This is a genomic window from Microbacterium sp. TWP3-1-2b2 (genome assembly GCF_049896145.1).
Lineage (GTDB): Bacteria > Actinomycetota > Actinomycetes > Actinomycetales > Microbacteriaceae > Microbacterium.
The window spans coordinates 1,230,417-1,251,967 of sequence record NZ_JAFCTS010000001.1 but is presented as its reverse complement, the minus strand read 5'-3'; the positions used below and the strand labels follow the sequence as shown (position 1 = coordinate 1,251,967).

The following is a 21,551-nucleotide window of genomic DNA, read 5'->3' as shown; positions in this document are numbered from 1 at the left end:
GCTGAGCGCATGCAGTTCGAACCCGGCGACCGACGTCGAAGGCTGCCGCGTCATCTGCGTGAGCCAGAGCCCGATACCGGAACGTTCGCGTTCACGATCCGACCTGCGGCGCTGCGAGATCTCCCCGACGTCCGAGAGATCTACAACCACTACGTGGCGAACTCGGTCGTGACCTTCGATGAGAAGCGCAGCACGCATCGGTATTGGCGCGAGAAGTTCGCGATGCTCACCAAACTCAAGCTCCCGTTCCTCGTCGCTGTGACGCCGTCGAATCAGGTGATCGGGTACGCCCTGGTGCAGCCTTGGGCGAGCAAGTCCGCGTACCGATACACCGTGGAGGACTCGATCTACCTCGGCCCCGGCGCAGGCGGCAAGGGGCTCGGCTCCGCCCTGTTGCAGGCGCTCATCACCGCGTGCGAGGAGATCGGCTTACGAGAGATCGTGGCGGTGATCAGCGACAGCGGCGCCGAGCCGTCGATCAGGCTGCACGCCAAGTTCGGCTTCGTCGAGGTGGGACGGATGGGGCGAGTCGGCTTCAAATTCGGCCGTTCGCTGGGGACGGTCTATCTGCAGAAGTCGCTCACGACGAAGTCCCGTCGCGGGCTGTTCCACTCCCGCCATCGATGACCGGAATCGCCGCCAGCAGACGCTTGGTGTAGTCCTCCTGCGGATGCAGCAGGACATCCTGGGTCGTGCCGTGCTCGACGATGCGGCCGTCCTTCATCACCGCGACCGTGTCGCACAGGTTCTGAACCACGCCGATGTCGTGCGAGACGAGGATGAGCGTCAGGTCCTCTGTCTGCAGCAGCCCTTCGAGCAGCTCGAGGATCTGCGCACGCACCGTGACGTCGAGCGCGGAGAGCGGCTCGTCGCCGACCAGGATGCGCGGTCGATGCGCGATCGCACGCGCCAGAGCGACGCGCTGGCGCTGACCACCGGAGAACTCGTGCGGATAGCGTTCGGCCATCTCCTGTTCCAGGCCGACCTGAGCGAGCACCTCACGCACGCGGGCTCGATGATCGCCTTCGATTCCGAGTGCCCACAGAGGCTCGGCGATGATCTGGCCGGCGCTCATCCGCGGGTCGAGAGAGGCATACGGGTCCTGGAACACGAGACCCGTCTGCCTCCGCAGCCAATGCAGCGAGCGGGCGGAGCCGGTGGCATCCACCGACTTGCCGTCGATCGAGATCTTCCCCGCTGTCGGACGGTCCAGGCCCAGCAGCAGCCGTACGAGTGTGGATTTCCCCGAGCCGGATTCGCCGATGATTCCGATCGCCTCGCCGGCCTCGATGTCGAGATCGGTGGGGTGCAGGGCGGTCTGTGTGCGAGCGCGCTCGAACATCGAGCGCTTGGGTAGCGGGAAGTCGCGCGCGAGGCCGCGCGTGGAGATCAGGCTCACCGGTCGCCGCCTTCGGGTCGCCAGAGCGTCGCGGTGGCATCGCGCAGCAGTCCCTGGGTGATCGGCGATGAAGGGGCGGTGAGCAGCGTGGATACCGGCGCAGCCTCGATGACGCGCCCCTGATCGAGCACGACGCCATGCGTCGCGACCTGGGCGAGGACCGCGAGGTCGTGAGTGATGAAGATCAGCGACATGCCCTGCTCCTCCACGAGTGAGAGCAGCAGCCGAAGGATCTCCGCTTGGATCGTCACGTCGAGGGCGGTGGTGGGCTCATCGGCGATGAGAAGCCGTGGCCGGCAGGCGAGGGCCATCGCGATCGCGACCCGCTGACGCTGACCGCCCGAGAGCTGATGCGGGTACTTCTGCACGATCGAATCCGGGTCGGGCAGATGCACTCGCGTCGCCTCGGCGACGGCACGTTCGCGGGCTTCGCGCTTCCCGAGCCCGGTATGGATCCTCACCGATTCGGCGATCTGGCGTCCTACCGTGCGGATCGGGTTGAGCGCGGTCCGAGGCTCCTGGAAGACGATGCCGATGTCGTCGCCGCGGAAGCGGGCGAGCTCACGGTCCGGCATGCCGATCAGCTCGGTGCCGTCCCATCGGATGCTGCCGCGCGCAGTGGCGCCATCGGGCAGGAGCCCGAGGATGGCGAGCGCAGTGAGAGACTTGCCCGACCCCGACTCGCCGATCAGCCCGAGTCGCGCACCATCCGGCACTTCGAAGGAGATCCCGTCGATGACGCGGCGCCCGTCGATCTCCACGACGAGGTCCTGCACCGTGAGGCTCATGCGACCACCGCCGGCGTGTGCACCTCTGCACTGCGATGCCGCAGTGTCGGATCCGTCACTTCGCGCAGCGCATCACCCAGCAGATTGAGCGCGAGCACCGTGATCGTGATGGCGAGACCCGGCCAGATCACGGAGAGCGGGTGGATGCTGATGTACCGCTGCAGATCGGACAGCAGGATGCCCCACGACGGCTCGACGACCGACGCGCCGAATCCCAGGTAGGACAGACCGGCCTCAGCCAGCACCGCGACCGCCATTGACCACGACAACTGGACGATGAACACCGGTGCGACGTTCGGCAGCAGGTGGCGCATCAGGTTCTGCGACGCAGTCAGGCCGGCGGCCCTGCCTGCGAGCACGAAGTCGCTCTGCTGCACCCGTCGCAGCTCGGGTCTGGTCACGCGGGCGATGTTCACGCCGAAACCGATGCCGACCGCCCAGATGACGACCCACAGCGACCCGCCCCAGACGGAGGAGATCATCATGGCGATGATCAGCACGGGGAATGCGATCAGGATGTCGACCAGCACGGCGACGGTCTCACGCAGCCACCGCGCGCTGAGCGCGCCGAGCGCGGCGAGTGCGATCCCCACGACGGTCGCGACGATTCCTGCTCCGACGCTGACGAAGACCGTCGTGCGGGTTCCTGCCATGACGAGGCTGAGGATGTCGCGCCCCGTGTTGTCCGTGCCGAGCAGATGCGGCCAACCTGGTGCTGCCCAACGATCGCGCACGTCGGCCGCAAGCGGATCGAACGGCGTCCAGAAGAGCGAGATCAGCGCGACGAGTGCGATGACGATCACGGTGATCAGCCCGAATCGTCCGGTGGTGCTCCTCCACAGATCACGCAGCCAGCGGGGCATCAGGCGGCCTCTCTCTGGCGCGGGTCGACGAAGTGGTGGATGAGATCGACGATGAACCCGATCACGAGCACGAGACCCGTGAGCACGAGCAGCTCGCTCTGCACCTTGATCAGATCGCGCGTGCCGACGTCGGCGACCAGCATCCGGCCGATCCCCGGAAGGGTGAACAGCTGCTCGATGATGACAGAGCCGACGATGATGCCTGCCACCTGCAGACCGAGGACGGTGACGATCGACAGACCGACCGCAGGGATGCCGTGCTGAATGAGCGCACGGTTCCGGCTGAGACCCTTCGCGGCGGCGGTGCGGACGAAGTCCTGTCCTCGTGCCTGCAGGGTGGCGCTGCGGACGAAGCGCAGCAGCATCGCGCCCTCGACGATGCCTATCGTGAGCGCCGGCAGTATGAGGGCGCGGAAGGCTTGCCATGGGTGATCCCACCCGCCGCGGGGAAAACCCTGGGCAGGCAGCCAGCCCAGCCACACGGCGAAGACGACGATGAGCATCATGCCGGCCCAGATCACCGGCACGGCTGCCAGCGCCTGCGCAGTGACGCTGAGCGCGGTGCCGGAGGCGCGGCCGCGCCACAGCGCGGAGAGGATCCCGAACGGCACCGCGATCAGCATCGCGATCACCAGGGCCATCAGGCCGAGCGGAACGGTCACCTGCGCCTTCTCGGCGAGCTCCGCGCCGACGGATGCGCCGCTGAGCTGAGAGGTACCGAGATCTCCGGTGAGGACGCCGCCGATCCACTCGCCGTACTGCACGAAAAGCGGACGGTTGAACCCGAGCGCTTCGCGCAGCGCCTCAACAGTGGCCGGGGAGGCCTGGGTGCCCGCGATGAGCTGGGCGACGTCGCCGGGGAAGACCCTCAAAGTCAGGAAGATGAGCACGCTCGACACGAGGAGTCCTGCGATCAGCAGGACTCCTCGTGTGAGCGTGTAGCGGATCACGCCGTGGCTACTCGGCGGCCTTGGCGACGCCCGCGAGGTTGATGCGCGAGTTGATCGAGTCCTCGGGGAAGCCGGAGACCAGCGGGCTGCGCGCGGTGATGGTGGCACCGTTGTACAGCCAGTCGGCGGCGTGATCCTCGGAGACGAGACGCGCCGCCTGCGCGAGGAGCTCCGCGGACGCGTCCTCATCGACCTCGGCGAGAGCCTCGGCGTAGAGCGACTGCACCTCTGGGCTGTCGTAGTTGAAGTAGTAGTCGGGGTTTGCGAAATTTCCGAAGTCGCGAGGCTCGACGTGCAGGACGAAACTCAGTTCGTAGTCCTTGTTCGTGTACACATCCTCGAGCCAGGTCGGGAACTCCACCGCATCGACTTCGAGCGTGACGCCGACCTTGGCGAAGTCCGAGACGAGAACCTGCGGCACCGTCGTGCCGTAGAACGACGGGATCGTGAGCGTGAGCTCGAGGTCTTCCTGTCCTGCCTCCGCGAGCAGTTCCTTGGCGCGATCGGGGTCGTAGGGGGCGACATCGGCGAGATCCTCATACCCGGGGTCGAGCTCGGGGATGGGGCCGTAGAGGGTCGCACCGGCTCCGACCGCTTCAACGAGACCCTCATGGTCGATCGCGAGTCGCAGCGCCTCACGCACGCGTGCGTCGTCGAGCGGCGCTGTCGCGTTGTTGAAGGCCAGAGTCGCCTTGTCCGTGGTGCGGCCGGTCGTGAGGACGAAGTCGCCCGAGTCCTCCAACTGCGGGGCGAGGTTCGGATCGACCGCGGTCAGCACGTCGAGGCTGCCGTCGAGGGCGGCGTTCACGCCGGCGGTGAAGTCGGGGATGTACTCGAAGACCACTTCGGCGACGCTGGCGGGCTCGCCCCAGTAGGCGTCATACCGGGCGAACGTGATCGTGCTGCCCTTACTCCAGTTCTCCAGCGTGAACGGACCTGTGCCGTTCTCTGCCGTCTGCAGATCCGTCTTGTCCCCGGTCTGGAAGACAAGACCGGCGGGTCCGGTGAGCGTGAACAGGAAGTTCTGATTCGGCGCGCTGAGAGTGATCACGACAGTCGCCGCATCCGGTGCCGCGATGGAGGCCACGTTCGCGAACTCGGCATTGCCCTGCAGTGTCGCGTCGGTCCGCACGGCCTCATAGGATGCCACGACATCTGCCGAGGTGAGCGCGGTGCCGTTGTGGAACGTCACCTCCGGGTTCAGCGTGAACGTGTAGGTCAGGCCGTCTTCGGAGACCTCGTACTCCGAGGCGAGACGTGGCTCGATCGTGTTGTCCTGGCTGCGCGTGACCAGCCCCTCGTAGATGTTGTCGATGAGGATCTGCTCGATCGCCGCTCCACTGGTGTGGCGGATGTCGAGGTTGCTCGGCTCGAGAACCAGGCCCACTGTGAGGGTGGCGTCCAAGTCGGGCTCACCGGTCGAGGTCTCGACGGGCTCGGGCGACCCTGCGCAGGCGCTCAGGATGACGGCGGTCGCGGCGAGCGCTGACAGGACGGCGAGACGTCTGTTTCGTCGGAACATGGAATTGAGGAATCCTCTCGGGGCGGCAGTTGCTGTGTGCCGATGCGGTAGAGCCTATGACGGGGTGATCAGTGGAGTCAGAACAGCGGAGCGCGGCGTCACATTCCTCAGGCGGGGGAGTGCGCCGCAGCGCGGATCAGATCGGCGAGCTCGCCGGGAGCGGTCTCCTGCACGTTATGGGAGGCATCCATGGCGATCACACGGGCAGTGGGCACACGCCGCAGCAGTTCGTCCCCGTCAGCCTCGCTGACGAATCCGGAGACGGCTCGTACCAGGGTGATCGGCGCCTCGGTCTGGGCGAGATCGTCCCAGCCCGTGCTGTGCAGGATCGGAGTCGGCATGCCTCTCTCAGCGTCGTCAGCGGTCGGCGCGAACACCTGAGCGGCGAGATGAGCGAAGTGGTGCTTCCACTCGACGCGGCCGTCGGCACGGATGCGGGAATTGAAGAAGACGCCGCGCTCGGTGTCGGCACGCGAGCCACCGAGGCCGAAGGACATGGCGCGGTCAACGAGCTCGTCGCGGGAGGCGAAGTCGGTCGGCCCCTCATAGAACTGACGCAGAGCGGCCGGACCTGCGGAGGTGTCGATACCCGGGGTGATGTCCACCGTGATCAGCTCTCGAACCAGATCAGGACGAGCGGATGCCACGGCAGCGGCAGTCAGGCCGCCGAGGGAATGGCCTACCAGGATCTGCGGCTCGACAGACCAGGTCTCGAGCGCGTCGATGACATCGGCCGCGAGCGTGCGCGGCGAGTAGTCCAGATCGGTCCGCCAACTCGAGTCGCCGTGTCCGGCCAGGTCGATAGCCAGCACCGGCTGCTGCAGCAGCAGTGCGGTCGTGTCCCATGTGTGCGCGTTGAGGCCCGCCCCGTGCAGCAGGGTGATCACGGGCAGCGCGTCGCCGAAGCGGAGGGCACTCAGCTCTCGTCCGTCGGCGAGGCGGAGTGCCACGCGTTCGACGGGAGGTACAGGCACGTTCAGCGCCTGCGCCTGATGCGGAAGATAGCTGAACTCACTGGTCTCTGTCGCCACGACCATATTCTGCCCCGAGACCATGCTCGTGCGAAATGCGAGAACATTAAGGCAAGCGGATGTCGGTAGAAGTTGACTATTATGCCCAACTGTGCGCGTCTCATTACGACATTATGCATTTCTTACTGCTGAGCAGTGCGCGACGGCGGACCGTATCATTGAGGTATGAGCGAGACGCGAGTGCACTTGTCGAAGACGGAACCGGCCGCCTATCAGGCATTGGATGCGTTCTCTCGTACGGTGGGCGAGATCTGCAAGGCGAACGGCATCGATGATCGCCTCAAAGAGATCGTGATGATCCATTGCTCTCAGCTGAACGGGTGCGCTTACTGCACCAGGATCCACTTCGATCGTGCATCGTCCGCCGGTATCGACCCCGACACGCTCCTGCAGATTCCCACGTGGCGTGAGAGCGGTGTGTTCTCGGATCGCGAGCGGGCGGCGCTGGAGCTCGCGGAGGCGTTCACCTTCATCCACGACGGCGGCATCCCCGATGACGTGTACGACCGGGTGGGAAGCGTGTTCACAGAGAAGGAGTACGCAGCTCTCAGCTGGGCCTGCGTGTCGATCAACGCTTTCAACAGGGTCGTCGTGGCCGGCCGCTATCCGGTTCCGCCCCGTGCGGTGCAGGCACCGGCGTGACGATCGTTCGCATCGACGGCGTCTTCAACGTCAGGGACGTCGGCGGCATGCCGGCCGAAGGTGGGCGAATCCGCGAGGGGCGACTGCTGAGGTCGGGAAATCTGGTGGCGGCCACTCCTGAGGGCGTTGCCGAGCTGGAACAGCGCGTCTCGCATATCGTCGATCTCCGCGATGGTCAGGAGGTCGCTGGCGCTCCGTCTGCGACGAAGGACATCGCCACGACGCACCTCCCGCTCTTCCTCGGTTCCGTCGCGTCGTTCTTCGACGACGACATGAGTCTTGAGGAGATGTACCTCCAGTTGCTCGAGGAGAGTGGAGAGCGGTTGGCCGATGCCATTCGCATCATCGCCAGGGGCGAACCGACACTCGTGCACTGCACGGTCGGCAAGGATCGTACAGGCGTCACCATCGCGCTCGCCCTTGCGGCTGTGGGCGCGGATCGCGAGGCGATCATCAGCGACTACGCCCTCACGGCGTCGATGCTTCCGCAGGAGCGCAACCGCAGGATCGTGGCATTCCTCGAGGTGCAGCATCCGGAGGCGAAGCACGCAGTGGCGTTGGCCACGTTGTCGCCCGCCGATGTGATGCGACGGCTTCTCGATGAGGTGGATGCACGTTGGGGTTCAGCGGCGGGATACCTCACAGCGCACGGCATGACCGATGACGAGCTCGACGCGTTGCGCCGGGCGCTCGTGGACGAAGGAATCGCGGGTAGGTAAGGCAACCCTTCATCGGTGTTAGCATGGAGGAATCATGACGACCTCCATCGATGTCCGCACCGGACGCGCGCGGCGTCGCGCCGAGCGTCTGCGCGCGCACTACCTGGTGACGGCTGACGAGAACTCGTTGGCAGAACTCGAAGCCTTCCTCGTGACGCTCCCGCTGTGCGCATCGGGACGCATCTTCATCGAGGTGCCGGAGGCGAGTGACGTCGGAATCGTCGAGGCACCAGCCCGTATGACGGTGACCTGGCTCACCCGCTCGTCGCGCTCCGGTGCCCCTGGCAGCGGACGATCCTGCGCTCCCGGCGAGGCGATCGCGCGCGCGACCTGCGCGTGGGCGGATGAGATGCTGTGCGACGGCGAGAACCCGACGCACGTGACCCTGCTCGGGGGCTATCTCGGTACCGCCGACATCGTGGAGCACCTCACGGGCGCACTCGGCGTCCCGGCATCCACGATCCACGCCCCGGAGCGCTTCGGCCTTCTTCCGCTCGACCGTTAAACGGGCCGTGGGCCGCGCCTGGTCCCTGAGCTCATCGAAGGGCGCCGCACATAGTTGCCGTCTTCCAGTCCTGCCTCGATCTCGAACCGATTGCGCAGCGGGTCTCGACCCGCGAAGAGGTACAGAATCGGCATCAGGAATCCATAGCGCAACCACTGCGCCTTGTGTACGGCCTCATGACGAAGGACGGCATCGCTCGGCCTGGCGTCTCCTGTCAGGAAGCAGCCTCCCACGCACACACCGCCGCGGTTGAAGGTCCATCGGGGCATCCCCTGGAAAACCCAGAGTCCGCCGCGCCGTTCGACTCGTCCTGTGCTCCATATCGATCCCCAGGCCCAGCCGACTGCGGTTCCCCACGCGTAGCCGAGGCGGCTGATCGGTGAGCGCAGCAGGAAGGCCGGGATGCGACGATCGAATCGTCGACCGCGCACGAGGGCGGCGTCGGCAACGGTCCGCCAGTCGTCACTCATACGACGTCACTCATGCGACTGCGCCGACGAGGCGAAGGATCGCGCCGAGGTCCTGCACGGCGTCGCCGGCTGACCGCGGCGCGAAGCCGGCGATGGTCGCACCTGCGAGAGGCACTCGTGCACGCAGGGCACGCACGGCAGCGCTGAGGGCGCCCGTGCTGGCGCCGAAGGGAGCAGCTGATGAGACTCCTGCGAGTTCGGCGGGATCGAGGACATCGACATCGATGTGCACCCAGACCCGGCTCGCGCCGGTTGCGGCGACGGCGTCGGCCAGAGCATCCACATCGTCGAGATCGTCGACGGAGAGCTGAGCGAGGCCACTGAGAGGGTCTTCCTCATCGTCGTCGACGACGCGGGCGCCCACTGTGACGATCCGTTCGCGGGGAATGCCGGGGGACAACGCGAGCTGCGGCTCGCCCTCGCCCAGCACCGCGCGCAGCGCCATGCCGGAGAATGCTCCGGAGGGCGAGGTCTCCGGGGTGTGCAGGTCGGGATGCGCATCGCACCAGACGACCGCGAGGCCCTCGCGGTCGATCGGATCGAGCGCGGCCACCGTCACGCTGCAATCGCCGCCGATGAGGACGGTGTCAGCGTCGATCTGCTGCGCGATCAGCTCTCGGACGCGCTGCAGCGAGCTCAACCGGTGCACGCGGGTGCCGAGCGAGTCGCCGGCCTCGAGGGGAACGTCGAGCACCGTCGTCGCCTTGCGCGGAAGGTCACCGGCGATGGCGGATGCACCGTCGACGAGAAGCATCGCGCGAGGGGCAGGGGAGCCCTGCCACTGCGGTGCCACGAGGAATCTGGCCACAAGGACCTCCAGAAGTGAACGGGGATGCCCCGGGCGCTGCGGCCCGGGGCATCATGAGTCTCAGGACTCGATCTGCGACTGCGGAGCGCCGGACTTCAGCTCGGCGAGCCGTGCTTCCACCTCGGTCAGCTCACCGAGGTCGTCCAGGCTCTCGAACTGCGCGTCGAGGCTGGACGCTGCGAGTTCGACCTTGCCCTGGGCGAGCGCCTCCTGGCGTCGGACCTTGTCTTCGAAACGGCCGAGTTCGCTGGTCGGGTCCAAGACGTTGATCGACGAGACCGCATCCTGCACCTTGGTCTGTGCCTCTGCGACCTTGGCGCGGGCGAGAAGCTCGCTGCGCTTGTTCTTGAGCTCGCCGAGCTTGTCCTTCATGCCGTTCAGGCCGCTCTTGAGCTTGTCGACCACCTCGGTCTGCGCGGCGATGGTCGGCTCAGCGCCGGTGGCTTCGCGTTCTGCACCGATCTGGCGCTGCAGGGCGATCTTCGCGAGACTGTCGAACTTGTCCGCATCGGCGGCGTCGCCCGCCTTGCGCAGCTCGTCGGCCTTGCGGCTCGCAGCGAGAGCCTTGTTGCCCCAGTTCTTCGCGGACTGGACGTCTTCCTCGTGGTCGCGCTCCAGGAGACGGAGGTTGCCGATGGTCTCCGCGATCGCCGCCTCGGCGTCGGCGACGTTGTTGGTGTAGTCGCGGACGAGCTGATCGATCATCTTCTGCGGGTCTTCCGCGGAGTCGATCATCGAGTTGATGTTGGCCTTCACCAGGGTGGAGATGCGACCGAAGATGGACTGCTTGGTCATGGTGTTTCCTTTCGGTTGAGACGGAGTGTTCTGAGGTCGATTACGTCGTGAGAAGAAGGAACGGATGCTAGAAGCGCCCCCCTCTGGAGCGTCCGCCGCTACGGGATCCGCTGCTGCGCGAGCCGCCGAAGCTCGAGGGACGGCTGCTGCGGCTGCTGCCACTGGAGCGCCAGCTGCTTCCGCCGCTCCAGCTGCCACCGCCGCCGCGATTGGAGCCTCCACCGCTGAGAAGACCGCCGAGGATGCCGCCGAGGATGTCGCCGCCCAGATCGCTGCCGCGATTGTATCCGCCACCGCTCCACGCGCCGCCTCCCCAGCCGCCGTCGTTGAAGGAGGACACCTCACTCTGTGCGTACGAGATGGCTTCACCGGCGAGGTTCGCAGCCCTGGTCGCTCGCTCAGTGGCCAGGGCCGGGTCAGACGCCTGGTTCGCCACAGCCTCCGAGTACGCCGCGTTGGCTTCGGCGAGGCGGGTGCGTGCCGTCGCACCGATCGCACCGCGTCGTGTCGTGATGAAGTCGTTGGCAGCTGATATCTGCGCCTGAGCCTGAGTGAGTCGCTGCTGCAGGATCCGCTGAGTGCGCTGCGCGAGCGCCGAGGCTTCACGTGCCTGTCCGAGCGCAGCGTCGATCTGGGCGTTCGCCGCGTCGAGCGTGTCGATCACCTGCTGCGGATTGCGGCGGGCGGCTTGCAGGCCCTGCTGCGCAGCGTCGATGTTCGTCCGTGTGCGGGCGATGAGCGGCGCCAGTTGCGCCTGAGCGTCCGGCATCGCTTCCGCCGCTGCGAGATCGGCTTCCAGGTCGGCGATGAGCGCACGAGCCTGTTCCTCCTCTGCGGCGAGGTGCGCGCCGAGGTTCGTGACCGCTGCGGTGAGCTTTTCGCTCTGCTGGACTGCGGCTTCAGCAGTGCGTATCGCGAAGGCAGCCTCACCGTTCTTGCCTGCCGCGATGAGCCGAGACGCCTCTGCCATCTCGGAATCGGCGAGCGACAGCCGCTGCTGCGCCTGCGCGGGATTCTCCGCGACCGTAGCGAGGGCTGCCGCGTCATAACTCTGCGACAGCGCAGCGAGGGCGGCAGGCGCGCTGGCGAGACTCTCCTGGGCGGCCGTGCGGCGCGCCGTGAGCCGCTCGAGAGCCTGAGGCGCTTCTGCTTCGAGCTTGCGAAGCTCTTCGAAGGCTTCGACGTTATCGTCGAGCAGGTCGTCGGCCGCGTCGCACAGCTGGATGATCTGGATGTGCCAGGCGCGGCGCTGCTCGGCCGAGTCCGGTACTTCGTCGTCGATCTGCTGTTTGAGGGCGAAGGCCTCGGCGACCTTCGCGTGGGCGGCCTCCACGACCTGTGTGAATGCGGCGGTCGAATCCTCGCCGTACTGGGCGACGGCGAAACCGACCTCTTGGCGACTCGAGGTGATCGCGTCGTCGGCCTGCACGAGCGCGCTGCCCGCCTGCTTCGCCAGGTCCTCATCGCTCACAGCGGCGTACGGGTCGTTCGGATCCGGGACCGTCGGACGCGCAGCATCCTTCTTCTTCTTGCGGGATCGGACGATCAACACGATGACGATCACGACGACCGCCACGATCACGAGGACCAGAAGGATGCCGAGGAAACCGCCCGCGTCTGCGGCCTGACCGGGGAAGGCGTCTGCGGCGGCGATGACAGCGCCGTCCCAGTCACCCGCGCGCAGGCCGTTCTCCATGGCCTGCACGACGGTGTCGATCTGCTCGTCGCTCAATGGACCGCTGGCATCTGCGGAGATCGCATACTGTCCTGCGTCGACGGCGACCGCGATCAGGTACTGATCCGCACCCAGTCCGTTGTCGCCCGCTGTCTGATCGGTCCAGGCCACGCTGTCGGCAGGGTCGGTGAACTCGTCGACGAACACGACGTAAAGGTCGCCGCCGTCGGCTGTGGCCAACTCGCTGAGCCGAGCGTTCGCAGCATCCAGTTCACTGGAGCTCAGAACGCCGGCCTCATCGGTGACGAAGTCGGAGCCGAGCGACACAGGAGGCGTCGCGATCGCGGCCGATCCGACCCAACCCGAAGTGAACATCGCCACGATCAACCCCAGCACGACCGTCATACGAGTCCGCATTGTGCTCCCTCCGGGGCGGCTCAGAACCCCCGTGCGCATCGAGTCTATTCAACACCGTCGACCGACGATAGCGACTCTAGGGAAAGAGTCTGTGTCGCCGCCGGGAAGCGTCGAGGCGGCACATACGCTGGAAGGCATGGACGACAGGTACGGCTCGGATGTGCTCGCAAGCGGGTGGCGAAATCGCGGCGCCAAGCAGGTTCCGGACGTGGCAGCCGAGCATGACCTCGTGGTCGAGGTGGCTCAGGACGGCTTCTGCGGAGCCGTGACACGGGTTCAGGGCGGCAACGTCGAGCTTGAGGACTTCCATGGCCGCAAGCGACTGTTCCCACTCGGAGGCGGGTTCCTGATCGACGGAGAACCGGTGCGACTCACGCCGCCGGCTCCGTCCAAGCAGGCGGCGAAGCGCACGGCATCCGGCTCGTTCGCCGTCGCCGATCAACGTGCGCGCGTCGCGCTGCCCAGTCGTATCCTGGTCGAGGGTAAGCACGACGCGGAACTCGTGGAGAAGGTGTGGGGTGCGGACCTGCGGGTCGAGGGCGTCGCTGTCGAGTTTCTTCAGGGTGTCGACAAGCTCGAAGAGCTTCTGAAGGCCGAGCCGCCGAGTGCCACGCGTCGCTACGGTGTGCTGGTCGATCATCTCGTGCCCGGCTCCAAGGAATCGCGGATCGCGGACGGCATCCTGCGCGGTCCGCACGGGCGGCACCTGAAGATCGTCGGGCACCCGTTCATCGACGTGTGGCAGTGCGTCACGCCGAAGACGCTGGGCATTTCTCGATGGCCGGAGATTCCGCGAGGAACGGACTGGAAGACGGGGATCTGTCGCGCCTTCGGCTGGCCGCATGAGACGCAGGGCGACACAGGTCGGGCCTGGCAGCACATCCTGAGCAAGGTGCACACTTACCGCGATCTCGAACCGGCGCTGCTCGGCCGGGTCGAAGAGCTGATCGACTTCGTGACCGAACCCGCGACGGGTGGCTCCTGAGCTTGGCGAAGGGTGCGGACCGCGACGCCGGTTAAGATCGATGCATGCCCGAAACCCCCGTCTTCCGTGAAGAACCGGTCTCGTTCGTTCGCCGGAGTGGACGGATGTCGGAAGCGCAGGACCGCGCGTTCGACGAGCTCGCGCCGCAGTATCTGCTGGACGTCCCACGTGGTGTCGCCTCCACGAGCGTGCACGCGGACGCGCGATTGAACCCAGCGGTCGCGTACGGCCGCGACGCACGCCTGTTCGTCGAGATCGGATCAGGTCAGGGGCACGCGGTCATCTCGGCGGCGACCTCACGGCCCGACGACGATTTCCTCGCGATCGAAGTGTTCCGGGCAGGACTTGCCCGCACCATGCTCGACGCGGACAAGGCCGGAGTGCGAAACCTGCGACTCGTCGAGGCCAACGCTCCTGAAGTGCTCGCCTCCTACCTGCCGGAGGGCGCGGCATCCGAGGTCTGGATCTTCTTCCCCGATCCCTGGCACAAGAAGCGCCACACCAAGCGGCGGCTGGTGCGCTCCGGGTTCGGCGATGCCGCTGCCCGCGCGTTGGAGGACGGCGGTCTGCTCCGCCTTGCGACCGATTGGGAGGACTACGCGCTGCAGATGCGCGAGGTGCTGGATGGCGAGCCGCAGTTCGAGCGTGCGTTCGAGGGGGAGTGGGCCGAGCGATTCGACGGGCGTGTCATGACGGCCTTCGAGCGCAAGGGGATCGCCAAGGGACGCGACATCAGAGACCTCGTGTACCGCCGTAAGACGCGGGCATGACGCGGCCGGCGGTCGCCTGGATGCCGGCGCTCGTCCCGGCGCTGCTGGTGTGTCTCGCGGCTCCGGCGTTCTTCGTCGCCCAGTGGACCTGGCTGGGGTGGGCACTGCTCGCGGCAGGAATCGGGACGGCCCTGCTCATCGAGCGGGGCGCGGTGACAGCATCCGCCCCCTCGCTCACTCGCGACCTTTCGCTGATCGCGCTCGGCCTGCTCATCGTCAGCGTGATTCCGCTCGCGGCAGAGCTCGACAACATGGCGATGCTGCGCTTCACTCTCGCACTCGGCGGAGCAGTGGCCGTGCCCTACGTGATCTCGCGATTCCTCTATCGCGACAGAGCGATCAGCTTCCCCTGGCGCACGCACCGGCGTTGGGGACGTCTGCAGTGGGGGTGGCTCATCGCCGTGCTCGTCCTCGGATGGTTGATCCTGCCGTTCTACTTCATCACCAGCGGCGTATATCTGAACTGGCCGGTCGTTGACACTCCCGAGCTGATCGCGCGGCTCTTCGTCGGCGTGGGTGCGGTCGGGATCTGGGACGAACTGTTCTTCATCTGCACGGTCTTCGCGCTGTTGCGTCGGCACTTCCCGGATGCGCTCGCGAACGTGCTGCAGATGATCGTGTTCGTGTCGTTCCTGTGGGAGCTCGGCTACCGCGAATGGGGTCCGGTGCTGACGATCCCGTTCGCGCTGCTGCAGGGGTACATCTTCTTGAAGACGCACTCGCTCGCCTACGTGGTCACGGTGCATCTGCTGTTCGACGCCGTGGTGTTCGCGGTGCTCGTTCACGCGCACAATCCAGGGTTGCTGCCGATCTTCCTGCTCTGAGGGCGGCGGTGGGGCAGAATCAGTCCATGCTCATCTTCGGTCTGGTCCTCGCGGCGGCTGCCGCCGCCTTCCACGTCTTCATCTTCGCTCTCGAGTCATTGAGATGGACGGAGCCCGAGACACGCAAGATCTTCGGCGTGGCCAGCGAGGCGGATGCCGAGACGACGAAGCCGCTGGCCTTCAACCAGGGCTTCTACAACCTGTTCCTCGCGCTCGCGACGCTGCTCGGCATCGCGCTGGTGCTGTCCGGCCTCACGACAGTCGGACTCACCCTGGTGTTCGCCGGAACCGGGATGATGCTCGCCGCCGCGCTCGTGCTGGTGCTGTCGAACCCGAAGATGGCGAGGTCTGCGGCGATGCAGGGCGGACTGCCGCTGCTCGCGATCATCGTCACCGCGGTGGCAGTCGCGGTGGGCTGACCGGTCTCAGGCGGCGACCACCGGCTGGCGGAGGATCGTGCGACGCCGCTCCGGCGCGCCCTTGCGCGGGTCGCTGAAATAGATCTCGTGGTGCTTCCCCGTCATCCGTAGGCTGTTGTGCGGGATGAACACGTCGTGCATCTCCGCGAGCACCGGCTCCTCGTCATCGAACGCTCCGACGTGCAGCGTCTGCACGCACAGCCCCTCAGCGTATGAGCCGAAGCGCACTTCGTTCACGCGCGCGGCTGGATTCTTCGCGGATGTCGTGGCGACCGCATCCGCGAACATCTCGTGATCGATCCACTCGGGCTGCATGATCATCAGCGTCCAGTCCCACTTCGATTTGTCCCGAGAGGCAGTGAACGCGGCATGGTCCTCCGCCCACCAGAGTCCTTCGAGCGGCATGACCGTGTAGTCGCGATCCAGAGTGCGCTTGCTGGCGAACTTCATGGTGTAGGCGAGCGGATAGAGCGCCTCGACGGCAGTGGTGAACTCCGGCGAACTGTTCGGGTCACCGTGTCCGTCGATCATGAGGTAGTTCAGCTCGGGGACGTCGATGATGTCGAAGCGGCCCTTTCTGGCGCGGTACGCATCGATCGTCTTCTTGAAGTCGGTCTTGTCCGGCATGGCCCGAGGCTACCGCCTCAGCTCAGCGCACGCTCGCTGATGTACTCGCGCAGCTGCTGCTCATCGTGCGGCATGTTCGTCACGCGCGGCGGAGCATCCAGCATGGCCTGGGTGTCGGCATCCGGATCGATCGTGGTCCCGAGGGCCTCGATGATGAGGTCGGCGAACTTCGCGGGCTTGGCGGTCTCGAGAACGAGCATCGGGATGCCGGGCTCGACGTGCGCACGGGCGACCTTCGCTCCATCGGCGGTGTGCGGGTCGAGGATCACGCCGCTGTTCTCGGAGAACTCGCGGATCGTGGCGATGCGATCGTCGTGCGTACTGGTGCCGCTGACGATGCCGAACTCCGACTCGAACCGATCGCGCTCGCCGGAGAGGTCGATCTCGTCGCGCTCCTCCAGTTCGTGCCAGGCCGCCGCAGTCCGCTCCGGGTCGCGGCCGAGCAGATCGAAGACGAACCGTTCGAGGTTCGACGCGCGGGAGACGTCCATCGACGGGCTCGACGTCGCACGCGTGTCCTGCGCGCTGCGCGGCCGGTAGTGGCCGCTGCGGAAGAACTCGTCGAGGACGTTGTTCTCGTTCGACGCGAGCACGAGCTTGCGGATCGGAACGCCCATACTCTTCGCGTAGTGGCCCGACAGGATGTTGCCGAAATTACCTGAGGGCACCGCGAACGAGACCTCGAACACCGCGCGCTCGCTCTCGGCGACGGCATCCGTGATGCGCAACCATGCCCACACGTAATAGACGATCTGCGCCGAGATGCGGCCGAAGTTGATCGAGTTGACCGCGCCGAGATTGTGCGCCCGCTTGAACTCGAGGTCTGTCGCGAGGCGCTTGACGAGATTCTGGCAGTCGTCGAAGACACCCTCGACGGCGATGTTGTGCACGTTCTCGTCTTGCAGCGAGTACATCTGCGCACGCTGGAACGCACTCATCCGTCCCTGTGGGGAGAGCATGAAGATCGAGACGCGGTGGCGGCCGCGGAGTGCATGCTCGGCGGCCGATCCGGTGTCGCCCGAGGTCGCGCCGAGCACGTTCAGCACACGGTCGCTCTTCTCCAGCACGTACTCCAGCGCCTCGCCGAGGAACTGCATCGCCATGTCCTTGAAAGCGAGCGTGGGTCCCTCGGACAGGCCGACGAGCGTCATGCCCTCGCCGATCTCGCTGATCGGGACGATCTCATCGGCTGCGAACTTTCCGCCGCCGTACGCCGCCGCAGTGAGACGGGCGAGGTCTTCGCGGGGGATGTCCGTGGCGAAGAGTCCGATGATCTCCGTCGCGAGCTCGGGGTAGCTCAGCGGCCGCAGACGCTCGAGATCGTCGGCCCCGAGCTGTGGCAGCGTCTCTGGAACGGCGAGGCCGCCGTTGGGCGCGAGTCCTTCGAGAAGGACGTCGCTGAACTGTCCTAGCGTGCCGCCGCGCGTGGAGATGTACTGCAAGTCTCGAACCTCGATTGTGCTGGGAGATGGGTGTCGGGATCGTCGGTTCTATCGTAGGGCGTGAGGCGTCGGGGTTACGCTCCGGTGGCGTCGCTCACGCGCGGCGCGAGATCCCCTCTCCAGAAGCCGGATTCAGTGTCTCTGCTCGATCTCTCTGACGTTGTTCGGATCGAAGTGCCGAACAACGCCATCGAGATCGAACAGAACCGTCGTGATCGTCACGTGTGCACCGTATCGCGGACACGCGTCACGTCTGAAGCGCGGCTTCGATCAGCCGCCGGAGGGGTTCTCCACAGGAGTGCCGTCGTCGTCGGTGGTGTTCTCTTCGCTGGGCTTCTCCGGGGCGCCACCGGACGCCGTGTCGGCCTCTTCGTCAGCTCCGGGTGTGCCGTGCGGGTTCTGGGGATCGCTCATGTCCTTCTCCTCTGATCGGAGTCCGAATCTACGTCGCCGCCGCGGCTGTGGCACGGGGGTTGACTTCTGCCGTAGACGGCTTGGGTGCGGCAGGTGCTGACTGCGACGGGACTCAGCGATCCACTGAGAATGCCCGCAGCGTTCGATCGCCGAGCACGACCAGAGACGCCAGCGAGGCGAGCACGCCTGACACGGCGATCATCGGCATCGTGCCGGCAGCGGCGACGAAGAATCCGATCGCCGGAGTCACAGCGAGTTGCGGAGCCTGTTGCACGAGTATCAGCAGGCTCTGAAAACGCGACACCATCGAGGTGGGCGCGAGCAGGATGTACGTCGGAAAGACGTGGGCGGTGAAGACGACGACCCCTATGCCGACGAGTGCGGTGCCGGCCGCGGCGAAGGTCCAGGCTGATGCGAAGGCGAGCACACCGAGACCCGCTGCGACGATCAGCGGTCCGATGGCCATCGGCCGCCAGGCCCTTGATGCGGTTCCACGCCATGCGAACCACGCCCCGCTGATGAGGCCGCCTGCTATCCAACCCGCCTCGATCAGACCCGCCTCGGATGCTGACCACCCGCGTTCGCGAGCGGCGAGGGGTATTCCGAGAAGTACTGCCGGGATCACCGCCCCGGCGACGATCCCGACGCACGCGAGCAGCGCCGGCACGCCGGAAGTTGCACGCGCTGTGGTGATGCCCGCGACGATGCCCCGAAGAGTCACCGCGTCAGTCCCTGGCTCATGCGGACGCGGTGGGCGGATCATGAGAAGCGCTACGAGCGTCGCGGCACCGGCCAGCACGTCGAGAAGGGCGACGCCGCTCAACGTGATCACGCCGATGAGCAGGCCGCCGAGCGGGGGAGCGATCGTCCGCGAGAGCTGCCCGGCCATTCCCACCCGTGCCATGGCCGCCCCGAGCGCGCTGTCAGAGACGAACAGCCGAGGGAAGATGCCGGCAGCGGGGCGATGGAAAGCCGCCACGGTGCCGATCAGGGCCGCGGTGATCAACAGCAGCGTCGGCGTCGTTCCCGTCAGAGAGACGGCGATGGCGAGACCTGCGCTGACGAGGAGCAACGAGAGCGTGCCGAAGATCATCACCTGTCGTGGCCCGAAGCGGTCGGCGACGGCGCCGCCGAGCAGGCCGAGCAGAACGGACGGCGCCACCGAGACAGTGAGCACCGCGGCCGCGACCGAGGGGCCATGACCGGACGCCGTCCACGTCAATGCGAAAGTGAGAACACCGGCGCCGAGCTCTGAGGCGACAGTCGCGGCGATCCATGTGTTGAGACCCCACGACGTGCCGTGCCGGCTCATGTCATCCGCGGCATCATGAGTGCGGCGAAGTCCGGTTGGCTCGGGCTCCGCCAGACCAGGGCCCGTTCGTGCCCGCTGACATCGCACACGATCTCGGGCCCCACGGATGCCTCGGCTATGCGACTCAATGTGCGTCCAGACAGCCTGAGACCGGGGAGCGTGGCCGTGGATGCCCCGGAGACCGTGAGGTCGGCGCAGGACAGCGTCGATCGGGCTCCGTCACAGGCGAGCGCGACATCACGGGTCATTGATCGTTCGGCAAGGTGCAGGACATCTTCCCGTCGGAAGACGACTCTGCCCGCAGGTGCTGGTTCTTCGGCCAGGATGCGGTGCACGCTCGGGAACACGTCCGATCGCACCACCAGTTCGACTTCCTCACCACGATGGTCTCGAAGCCGGACGTTCAGAGCGGGTCGTCCGTGTCGACCGACGTGTGCTTCGACGAGGAGCACCACGTCGGCCCGAACTCGGAGCCACTCGCGTATCGGGGCGGACGAGAACCTCACCCTCACGGGTGGACCGTCGACGATCGCGGGGATGCTGGTGCGTGTCAGAAGAACAAAACGATCAGTGGCGACGATCGCGGCGGATCCGGATCCGATCTCGAGGAGCGCGCCGTCGAAGCCGTCGTCTTCCTCGGCGTCCGTGCGCGCACTCATCACCTGGGCCAAAGCCGACGCCAGAACCGTTCCGTCGAGTCGGACGGATGTCGTCGTCACCGATCCCGTGCTGAATCGCGCTCGCCGGGTGAGGATCAGATCGTCGACCAGTGCCTCGATGGAGGCGGATCGATCGTGCGCATCGGCGACCCATTCACCCAGAATCGTCTCCGCCGCAGCAGGGTCGCTCTCGAACACTGCTCTGATCCGGTCGAGGCTGAGCCCCGCGTCCCGGAGGCGGCGTATCCAGATCGCCTCCTGCTGCTGGTCGAGTGAGTAGTAGCGGTAGCCGGTGCGTGCTTCGACACTGGCAGGTGCGATGAGCCCGCTCTCGCCGTACTGGCGCAGAGCGCTGGTGCTGATTCCGACTGCTCGAGCGAAGGCGGCGATCGTCTGCAACGGCTCCTGCGCAGCGATGTGCTGCGGGAGGCCCTCAGGCTCGCGAGGCTGCGTCATGAACCCATGATCGACGTTCACCCTGGCTGAAGGTCAAGAGCGCGTGCGAACTGCGCGAGACACGTCGAACGGGTCAGAACTTCAGCAGCACCTTGCCGACTCGACCTGGCGTGTTGCTCGCGCGCACGGCATCTCCGACATCAGCGGCGTCGAAGACGCCGGAGACGGGCAGGGTGAGCGTGCCGTCGCCGACTCGTCTGATGAGCTCGCTGAACAGAGCGGCTCGTGTGCCGGGGTCCATGGCCTTGCTGACCTTGCTGCCCCAGAAGCCCTTCACTGTCGCCTGCTTGAAGATCACGTCGCCGGAGGAGATCTCCATCACAGGGGAGCTCATGGCGCCGAAGGCGACCAGCGTCCCGTTCTCCGCGATGAGCGACAGCACCTGTCCGGATGCCTCGCCACCGACGGAGTCGACGCCCGCGGTGATCGGGGCTCCACCCGTCAGCGCCGCCGCGCGCTCGCGCCAATCGTCCTGATCTGTGGCGACCACATCGGCGATGCCCTGGGCGCGAAGCTCTTCGACGCCTTCAGCGCGGCGGACGAGCCCGATCACGTTCACCCCGCGGGCGGCTCCGAGCTGCGCCAGCATACGGCCCACAGCGCCGTTCGCGGCGTTCTGCACGATCCAATCGCCTTCCTTGACCGCGAGGAATTCCAGCAGGCTGATGGTACTGAAGGGCATGGAGATGAGCTGCGACGCACTCTCGTCGGGGATCGACTCCGGAACGCGGATGAGCCCAGCAGCCTTGGTGATGAGGTATTCGGCCCATGCCCCGAAGGTGCCGCCGGTGACGACTCGCTGGCCGACCTCCAGACCTTCGACACCTTCACCCAGCGCGTCGACGATGCCGAGCGCTTCGGTTCCGGATGCGGCCGGCAGCGCTGGTTTGAACCCGTAGGTGCCGCGGATGGTCCAGAGGTCGTGGTTGTGGATCGGCGAGAGCAGGACGCGAAGCCGCACCTGCCCAGGGCCGGGATCGGGAAGTGGACGGTCTTCGACGGTCAGTACGTCTTCCGGCTCGCCGAAAGTGTGATGGATGAGCGCACGCATGATGGATG

At 66.3% G+C, this 21,551-nt stretch carries 24 protein-coding genes; 8 read left to right on the top strand and 16 right to left on the bottom strand.

The window, feature by feature from the left end:
* The first annotated feature begins 9 nt into the window (after positions 1–9).
* Complete coding sequence (locus ACP7AR_RS06310; RefSeq protein WP_426183852.1) at positions 10–627, top strand: GNAT family N-acetyltransferase; 618 nt, start codon at positions 10–12, stop codon at positions 625–627.
* Here ACP7AR_RS06310 and ACP7AR_RS06305 read toward each other — a convergent pair.
* From ACP7AR_RS06305 to ACP7AR_RS06280, 6 genes are all read right to left on the bottom strand, one after another.
* The gene (locus ACP7AR_RS06305) at positions 581–1,342 is read right to left on the bottom strand and encodes an ABC transporter ATP-binding protein (RefSeq protein WP_426187661.1); all 762 of its coding nucleotides are present in this window, start codon (positions 1,340–1,342) and stop codon (positions 581–583) included. The two genes, ACP7AR_RS06310 and ACP7AR_RS06305, sit on opposite strands and share 47 nt — an antisense overlap.
* 53 nt (positions 1,343–1,395) lie before the next feature.
* On the bottom strand, positions 1,396–2,187 hold the full coding sequence (locus tag ACP7AR_RS06300; protein WP_426183850.1) for an ABC transporter ATP-binding protein: 792 nt from the start codon (positions 2,185–2,187) through the stop codon (positions 1,396–1,398).
* Positions 2,184–3,050 carry an ABC transporter permease gene (locus tag ACP7AR_RS06295; protein ID WP_426183848.1) on the bottom strand — a complete coding sequence of 289 codons (867 nt, stop codon included), beginning with the start codon at positions 3,048–3,050 and terminating at the stop codon, positions 2,184–2,186. The genes ACP7AR_RS06300 and ACP7AR_RS06295 overlap by 4 nt, the downstream gene beginning before the upstream one ends.
* Positions 3,050–4,000 (bottom strand): ABC transporter permease, encoded by a 951-nt coding sequence (locus ACP7AR_RS06290; protein WP_426183846.1) that lies wholly within the window; start codon positions 3,998–4,000, stop codon positions 3,050–3,052. The genes ACP7AR_RS06295 and ACP7AR_RS06290 overlap by 1 nt, the downstream gene beginning before the upstream one ends.
* 7 nt (positions 4,001–4,007) lie before the next feature.
* On the bottom strand, positions 4,008–5,522 hold the full coding sequence (locus ACP7AR_RS06285) for an ABC transporter substrate-binding protein (protein WP_426183844.1): 1,515 nt from the start codon (positions 5,520–5,522) through the stop codon (positions 4,008–4,010).
* Positions 5,523–5,629: 107 nt separating this feature from the next.
* Entirely contained in the window at positions 5,630–6,559 is a 930-nt protein-coding gene (locus ACP7AR_RS06280) for an alpha/beta fold hydrolase (RefSeq protein ID WP_426183842.1), read from the bottom strand.
* 159 nt (positions 6,560–6,718) lie between these two features.
* On the opposite strand from ACP7AR_RS06280, the gene ACP7AR_RS06275 reads away from it, so the two are divergent.
* The 3 genes from ACP7AR_RS06275 to ACP7AR_RS06265 are packed head-to-tail and all read left to right on the top strand — an operon-like array spanning position 6,719 to position 8,419.
* Positions 6,719–7,195, top strand: coding sequence for a carboxymuconolactone decarboxylase family protein (locus tag ACP7AR_RS06275; RefSeq protein WP_426183840.1), 477 nt, complete (start codon positions 6,719–6,721; stop codon positions 7,193–7,195).
* A complete protein-coding gene (locus tag ACP7AR_RS06270; protein ID WP_426183838.1) occupies positions 7,192–7,914 on the top strand; it encodes a tyrosine-protein phosphatase in 723 nt (240 codons plus the stop codon). The genes ACP7AR_RS06275 and ACP7AR_RS06270 overlap by 4 nt, the downstream gene beginning before the upstream one ends.
* A gap of 34 nt (positions 7,915–7,948) precedes the next feature.
* Positions 7,949–8,419, top strand: a complete 471-nt coding sequence (locus tag ACP7AR_RS06265) for an SIP domain-containing protein (protein ID WP_426183836.1) — start codon at positions 7,949–7,951, stop codon at positions 8,417–8,419.
* On the opposite strand, the gene ACP7AR_RS06260 is transcribed toward ACP7AR_RS06265, so the two are convergent.
* From ACP7AR_RS06260 to ACP7AR_RS06245, 4 genes are all read right to left on the bottom strand, one after another.
* The gene (locus ACP7AR_RS06260; RefSeq protein WP_426183834.1) at positions 8,416–8,889 is read right to left on the bottom strand and encodes a Fe-S oxidoreductase; all 474 of its coding nucleotides are present in this window, start codon (positions 8,887–8,889) and stop codon (positions 8,416–8,418) included. The genes ACP7AR_RS06265 and ACP7AR_RS06260 overlap by 4 nt on opposite strands.
* Before the next feature lie 10 nt (positions 8,890–8,899).
* On the bottom strand, positions 8,900–9,697 hold the full coding sequence (locus tag ACP7AR_RS06255) for an arginase family protein (RefSeq protein ID WP_426183832.1): 798 nt from the start codon (positions 9,695–9,697) through the stop codon (positions 8,900–8,902).
* A gap of 60 nt (positions 9,698–9,757) precedes the next feature.
* Positions 9,758–10,492: a PspA/IM30 family protein gene (locus tag ACP7AR_RS06250; protein ID WP_426183830.1), complete on the bottom strand. Its 735-nt coding sequence runs from the start codon at positions 10,490–10,492 to the stop codon at positions 9,758–9,760.
* Positions 10,493–10,559: 67 nt separating this feature from the next.
* Positions 10,560–12,572, bottom strand: a complete 2,013-nt coding sequence (locus ACP7AR_RS06245) for a TPM domain-containing protein (RefSeq protein ID WP_426183828.1) — start codon at positions 12,570–12,572, stop codon at positions 10,560–10,562.
* A gap of 148 nt (positions 12,573–12,720) precedes the next feature.
* On the opposite strand from ACP7AR_RS06245, the gene ACP7AR_RS06240 reads away from it, so the two are divergent.
* From ACP7AR_RS06240 to ACP7AR_RS06225, 4 genes are read left to right on the top strand one after another with little or no spacing between them, the layout of a single operon-like run.
* Positions 12,721–13,569: a DUF3097 domain-containing protein gene (locus tag ACP7AR_RS06240; protein WP_426183826.1), complete on the top strand. Its 849-nt coding sequence runs from the start codon at positions 12,721–12,723 to the stop codon at positions 13,567–13,569.
* Positions 13,570–13,613: 44 nt separating this feature from the next.
* Positions 13,614–14,339: a tRNA (guanosine(46)-N7)-methyltransferase TrmB gene (gene trmB / locus ACP7AR_RS06235; RefSeq protein WP_426183824.1), complete on the top strand. Its 726-nt coding sequence runs from the start codon at positions 13,614–13,616 to the stop codon at positions 14,337–14,339.
* Positions 14,336–15,163, top strand: a complete 828-nt coding sequence (locus tag ACP7AR_RS06230; protein WP_426183822.1) for a CPBP family glutamic-type intramembrane protease — start codon at positions 14,336–14,338, stop codon at positions 15,161–15,163. Before trmB ends, ACP7AR_RS06230 begins: the two co-directional genes overlap by 4 nt.
* A 26-nt stretch (positions 15,164–15,189) precedes the next feature.
* Positions 15,190–15,582, top strand: coding sequence for a DUF1304 domain-containing protein (locus ACP7AR_RS06225; RefSeq protein ID WP_426183820.1), 393 nt, complete (start codon positions 15,190–15,192; stop codon positions 15,580–15,582).
* A 6-nt stretch (positions 15,583–15,588) separates the two neighbouring features.
* Here ACP7AR_RS06225 and ACP7AR_RS06220 read toward each other — a convergent pair whose 3' ends face one another.
* From ACP7AR_RS06220 to ACP7AR_RS06195, 6 genes are all read right to left on the bottom strand, one after another.
* Complete coding sequence (locus ACP7AR_RS06220; RefSeq protein ID WP_426183818.1) at positions 15,589–16,209, bottom strand: GyrI-like domain-containing protein; 621 nt, start codon at positions 16,207–16,209, stop codon at positions 15,589–15,591.
* A 17-nt stretch (positions 16,210–16,226) separates the two neighbouring features.
* Positions 16,227–17,651 (bottom strand): threonine synthase, encoded by a 1,425-nt coding sequence (gene thrC, locus ACP7AR_RS06215; protein ID WP_426183816.1) that lies wholly within the window; start codon positions 17,649–17,651, stop codon positions 16,227–16,229.
* Between the two features lie 270 nt (positions 17,652–17,921).
* On the bottom strand, positions 17,922–18,065 hold the full coding sequence (locus ACP7AR_RS06210) for a hypothetical protein (RefSeq protein ID WP_426183814.1): 144 nt from the start codon (positions 18,063–18,065) through the stop codon (positions 17,922–17,924).
* 112 nt (positions 18,066–18,177) lie between these two features.
* Positions 18,178–19,377 carry an MFS transporter gene (locus ACP7AR_RS06205; RefSeq protein ID WP_426183812.1) on the bottom strand — a complete coding sequence of 400 codons (1,200 nt, stop codon included), beginning with the start codon at positions 19,375–19,377 and terminating at the stop codon, positions 18,178–18,180.
* Entirely contained in the window at positions 19,374–20,492 is a 1,119-nt protein-coding gene (locus tag ACP7AR_RS06200; protein WP_426183810.1) for a MerR family transcriptional regulator, read from the bottom strand. Before ACP7AR_RS06200 ends, ACP7AR_RS06205 begins: the two co-directional genes overlap by 4 nt.
* 73 nt (positions 20,493–20,565) lie before the next feature.
* The gene (locus ACP7AR_RS06195) at positions 20,566–21,543 is read right to left on the bottom strand and encodes a zinc-binding dehydrogenase (RefSeq protein ID WP_426183808.1); all 978 of its coding nucleotides are present in this window, start codon (positions 21,541–21,543) and stop codon (positions 20,566–20,568) included.
* Positions 21,544–21,551 lie beyond the last annotated feature (8 nt).

What these genes read in the sequence shown, in the direction of transcription:
- ACP7AR_RS06205 (WP_426183812.1), bottom strand. Translation starts at nt 19,377, where the DNA reads ATGAGCCGGCACGGCACGTCGTGGGGTCTCAACACATGGATCGCCGCG.
- ACP7AR_RS06225 (WP_426183820.1), top strand. Translation starts at nt 15,190, where the DNA reads ATGCTCATCTTCGGTCTGGTCCTCGCGGCGGCTGCCGCCGCCTTCCAC.
- ACP7AR_RS06285 (WP_426183844.1), bottom strand. Translation starts at nt 5,522, where the DNA reads ATGTTCCGACGAAACAGACGTCTCGCCGTCCTGTCAGCGCTCGCCGCG.
- trmB (WP_426183824.1), top strand. Translation starts at nt 13,614, where the DNA reads ATGCCCGAAACCCCCGTCTTCCGTGAAGAACCGGTCTCGTTCGTTCGC.
- ACP7AR_RS06300 (WP_426183850.1), bottom strand. Translation starts at nt 2,187, where the DNA reads ATGAGCCTCACGGTGCAGGACCTCGTCGTGGAGATCGACGGGCGCCGC.
- ACP7AR_RS06210 (WP_426183814.1), bottom strand. Translation starts at nt 18,065, where the DNA reads ATGAGCGATCCCCAGAACCCGCACGGCACACCCGGAGCTGACGAAGAG.
- ACP7AR_RS06220 (WP_426183818.1), bottom strand. Translation starts at nt 16,209, where the DNA reads ATGCCGGACAAGACCGACTTCAAGAAGACGATCGATGCGTACCGCGCC.
- ACP7AR_RS06195 (WP_426183808.1), bottom strand. Translation starts at nt 21,543, where the DNA reads ATGCGTGCGCTCATCCATCACACTTTCGGCGAGCCGGAAGACGTACTG.
- ACP7AR_RS06200 (WP_426183810.1), bottom strand. Translation starts at nt 20,492, where the DNA reads ATGACGCAGCCTCGCGAGCCTGAGGGCCTCCCGCAGCACATCGCTGCG.
- ACP7AR_RS06230 (WP_426183822.1), top strand. Translation starts at nt 14,336, where the DNA reads ATGACGCGGCCGGCGGTCGCCTGGATGCCGGCGCTCGTCCCGGCGCTG.
- ACP7AR_RS06275 (WP_426183840.1), top strand. Translation starts at nt 6,719, where the DNA reads ATGAGCGAGACGCGAGTGCACTTGTCGAAGACGGAACCGGCCGCCTAT.
- ACP7AR_RS06265 (WP_426183836.1), top strand. Translation starts at nt 7,949, where the DNA reads ATGACGACCTCCATCGATGTCCGCACCGGACGCGCGCGGCGTCGCGCC.
- ACP7AR_RS06245 (WP_426183828.1), bottom strand. Translation starts at nt 12,572, where the DNA reads ATGACGGTCGTGCTGGGGTTGATCGTGGCGATGTTCACTTCGGGTTGG.
- ACP7AR_RS06240 (WP_426183826.1), top strand. Translation starts at nt 12,721, where the DNA reads ATGGACGACAGGTACGGCTCGGATGTGCTCGCAAGCGGGTGGCGAAAT.
- ACP7AR_RS06310 (WP_426183852.1), top strand. Translation starts at nt 10, where the DNA reads ATGCAGTTCGAACCCGGCGACCGACGTCGAAGGCTGCCGCGTCATCTG.
- ACP7AR_RS06260 (WP_426183834.1), bottom strand. Translation starts at nt 8,889, where the DNA reads ATGAGTGACGACTGGCGGACCGTTGCCGACGCCGCCCTCGTGCGCGGT.
- ACP7AR_RS06295 (WP_426183848.1), bottom strand. Translation starts at nt 3,050, where the DNA reads ATGCCCCGCTGGCTGCGTGATCTGTGGAGGAGCACCACCGGACGATTC.
- ACP7AR_RS06305 (WP_426187661.1), bottom strand. Translation starts at nt 1,342, where the DNA reads ATGTTCGAGCGCGCTCGCACACAGACCGCCCTGCACCCCACCGATCTC.
- ACP7AR_RS06250 (WP_426183830.1), bottom strand. Translation starts at nt 10,492, where the DNA reads ATGACCAAGCAGTCCATCTTCGGTCGCATCTCCACCCTGGTGAAGGCC.
- ACP7AR_RS06280 (WP_426183842.1), bottom strand. Translation starts at nt 6,559, where the DNA reads ATGGTCGTGGCGACAGAGACCAGTGAGTTCAGCTATCTTCCGCATCAG.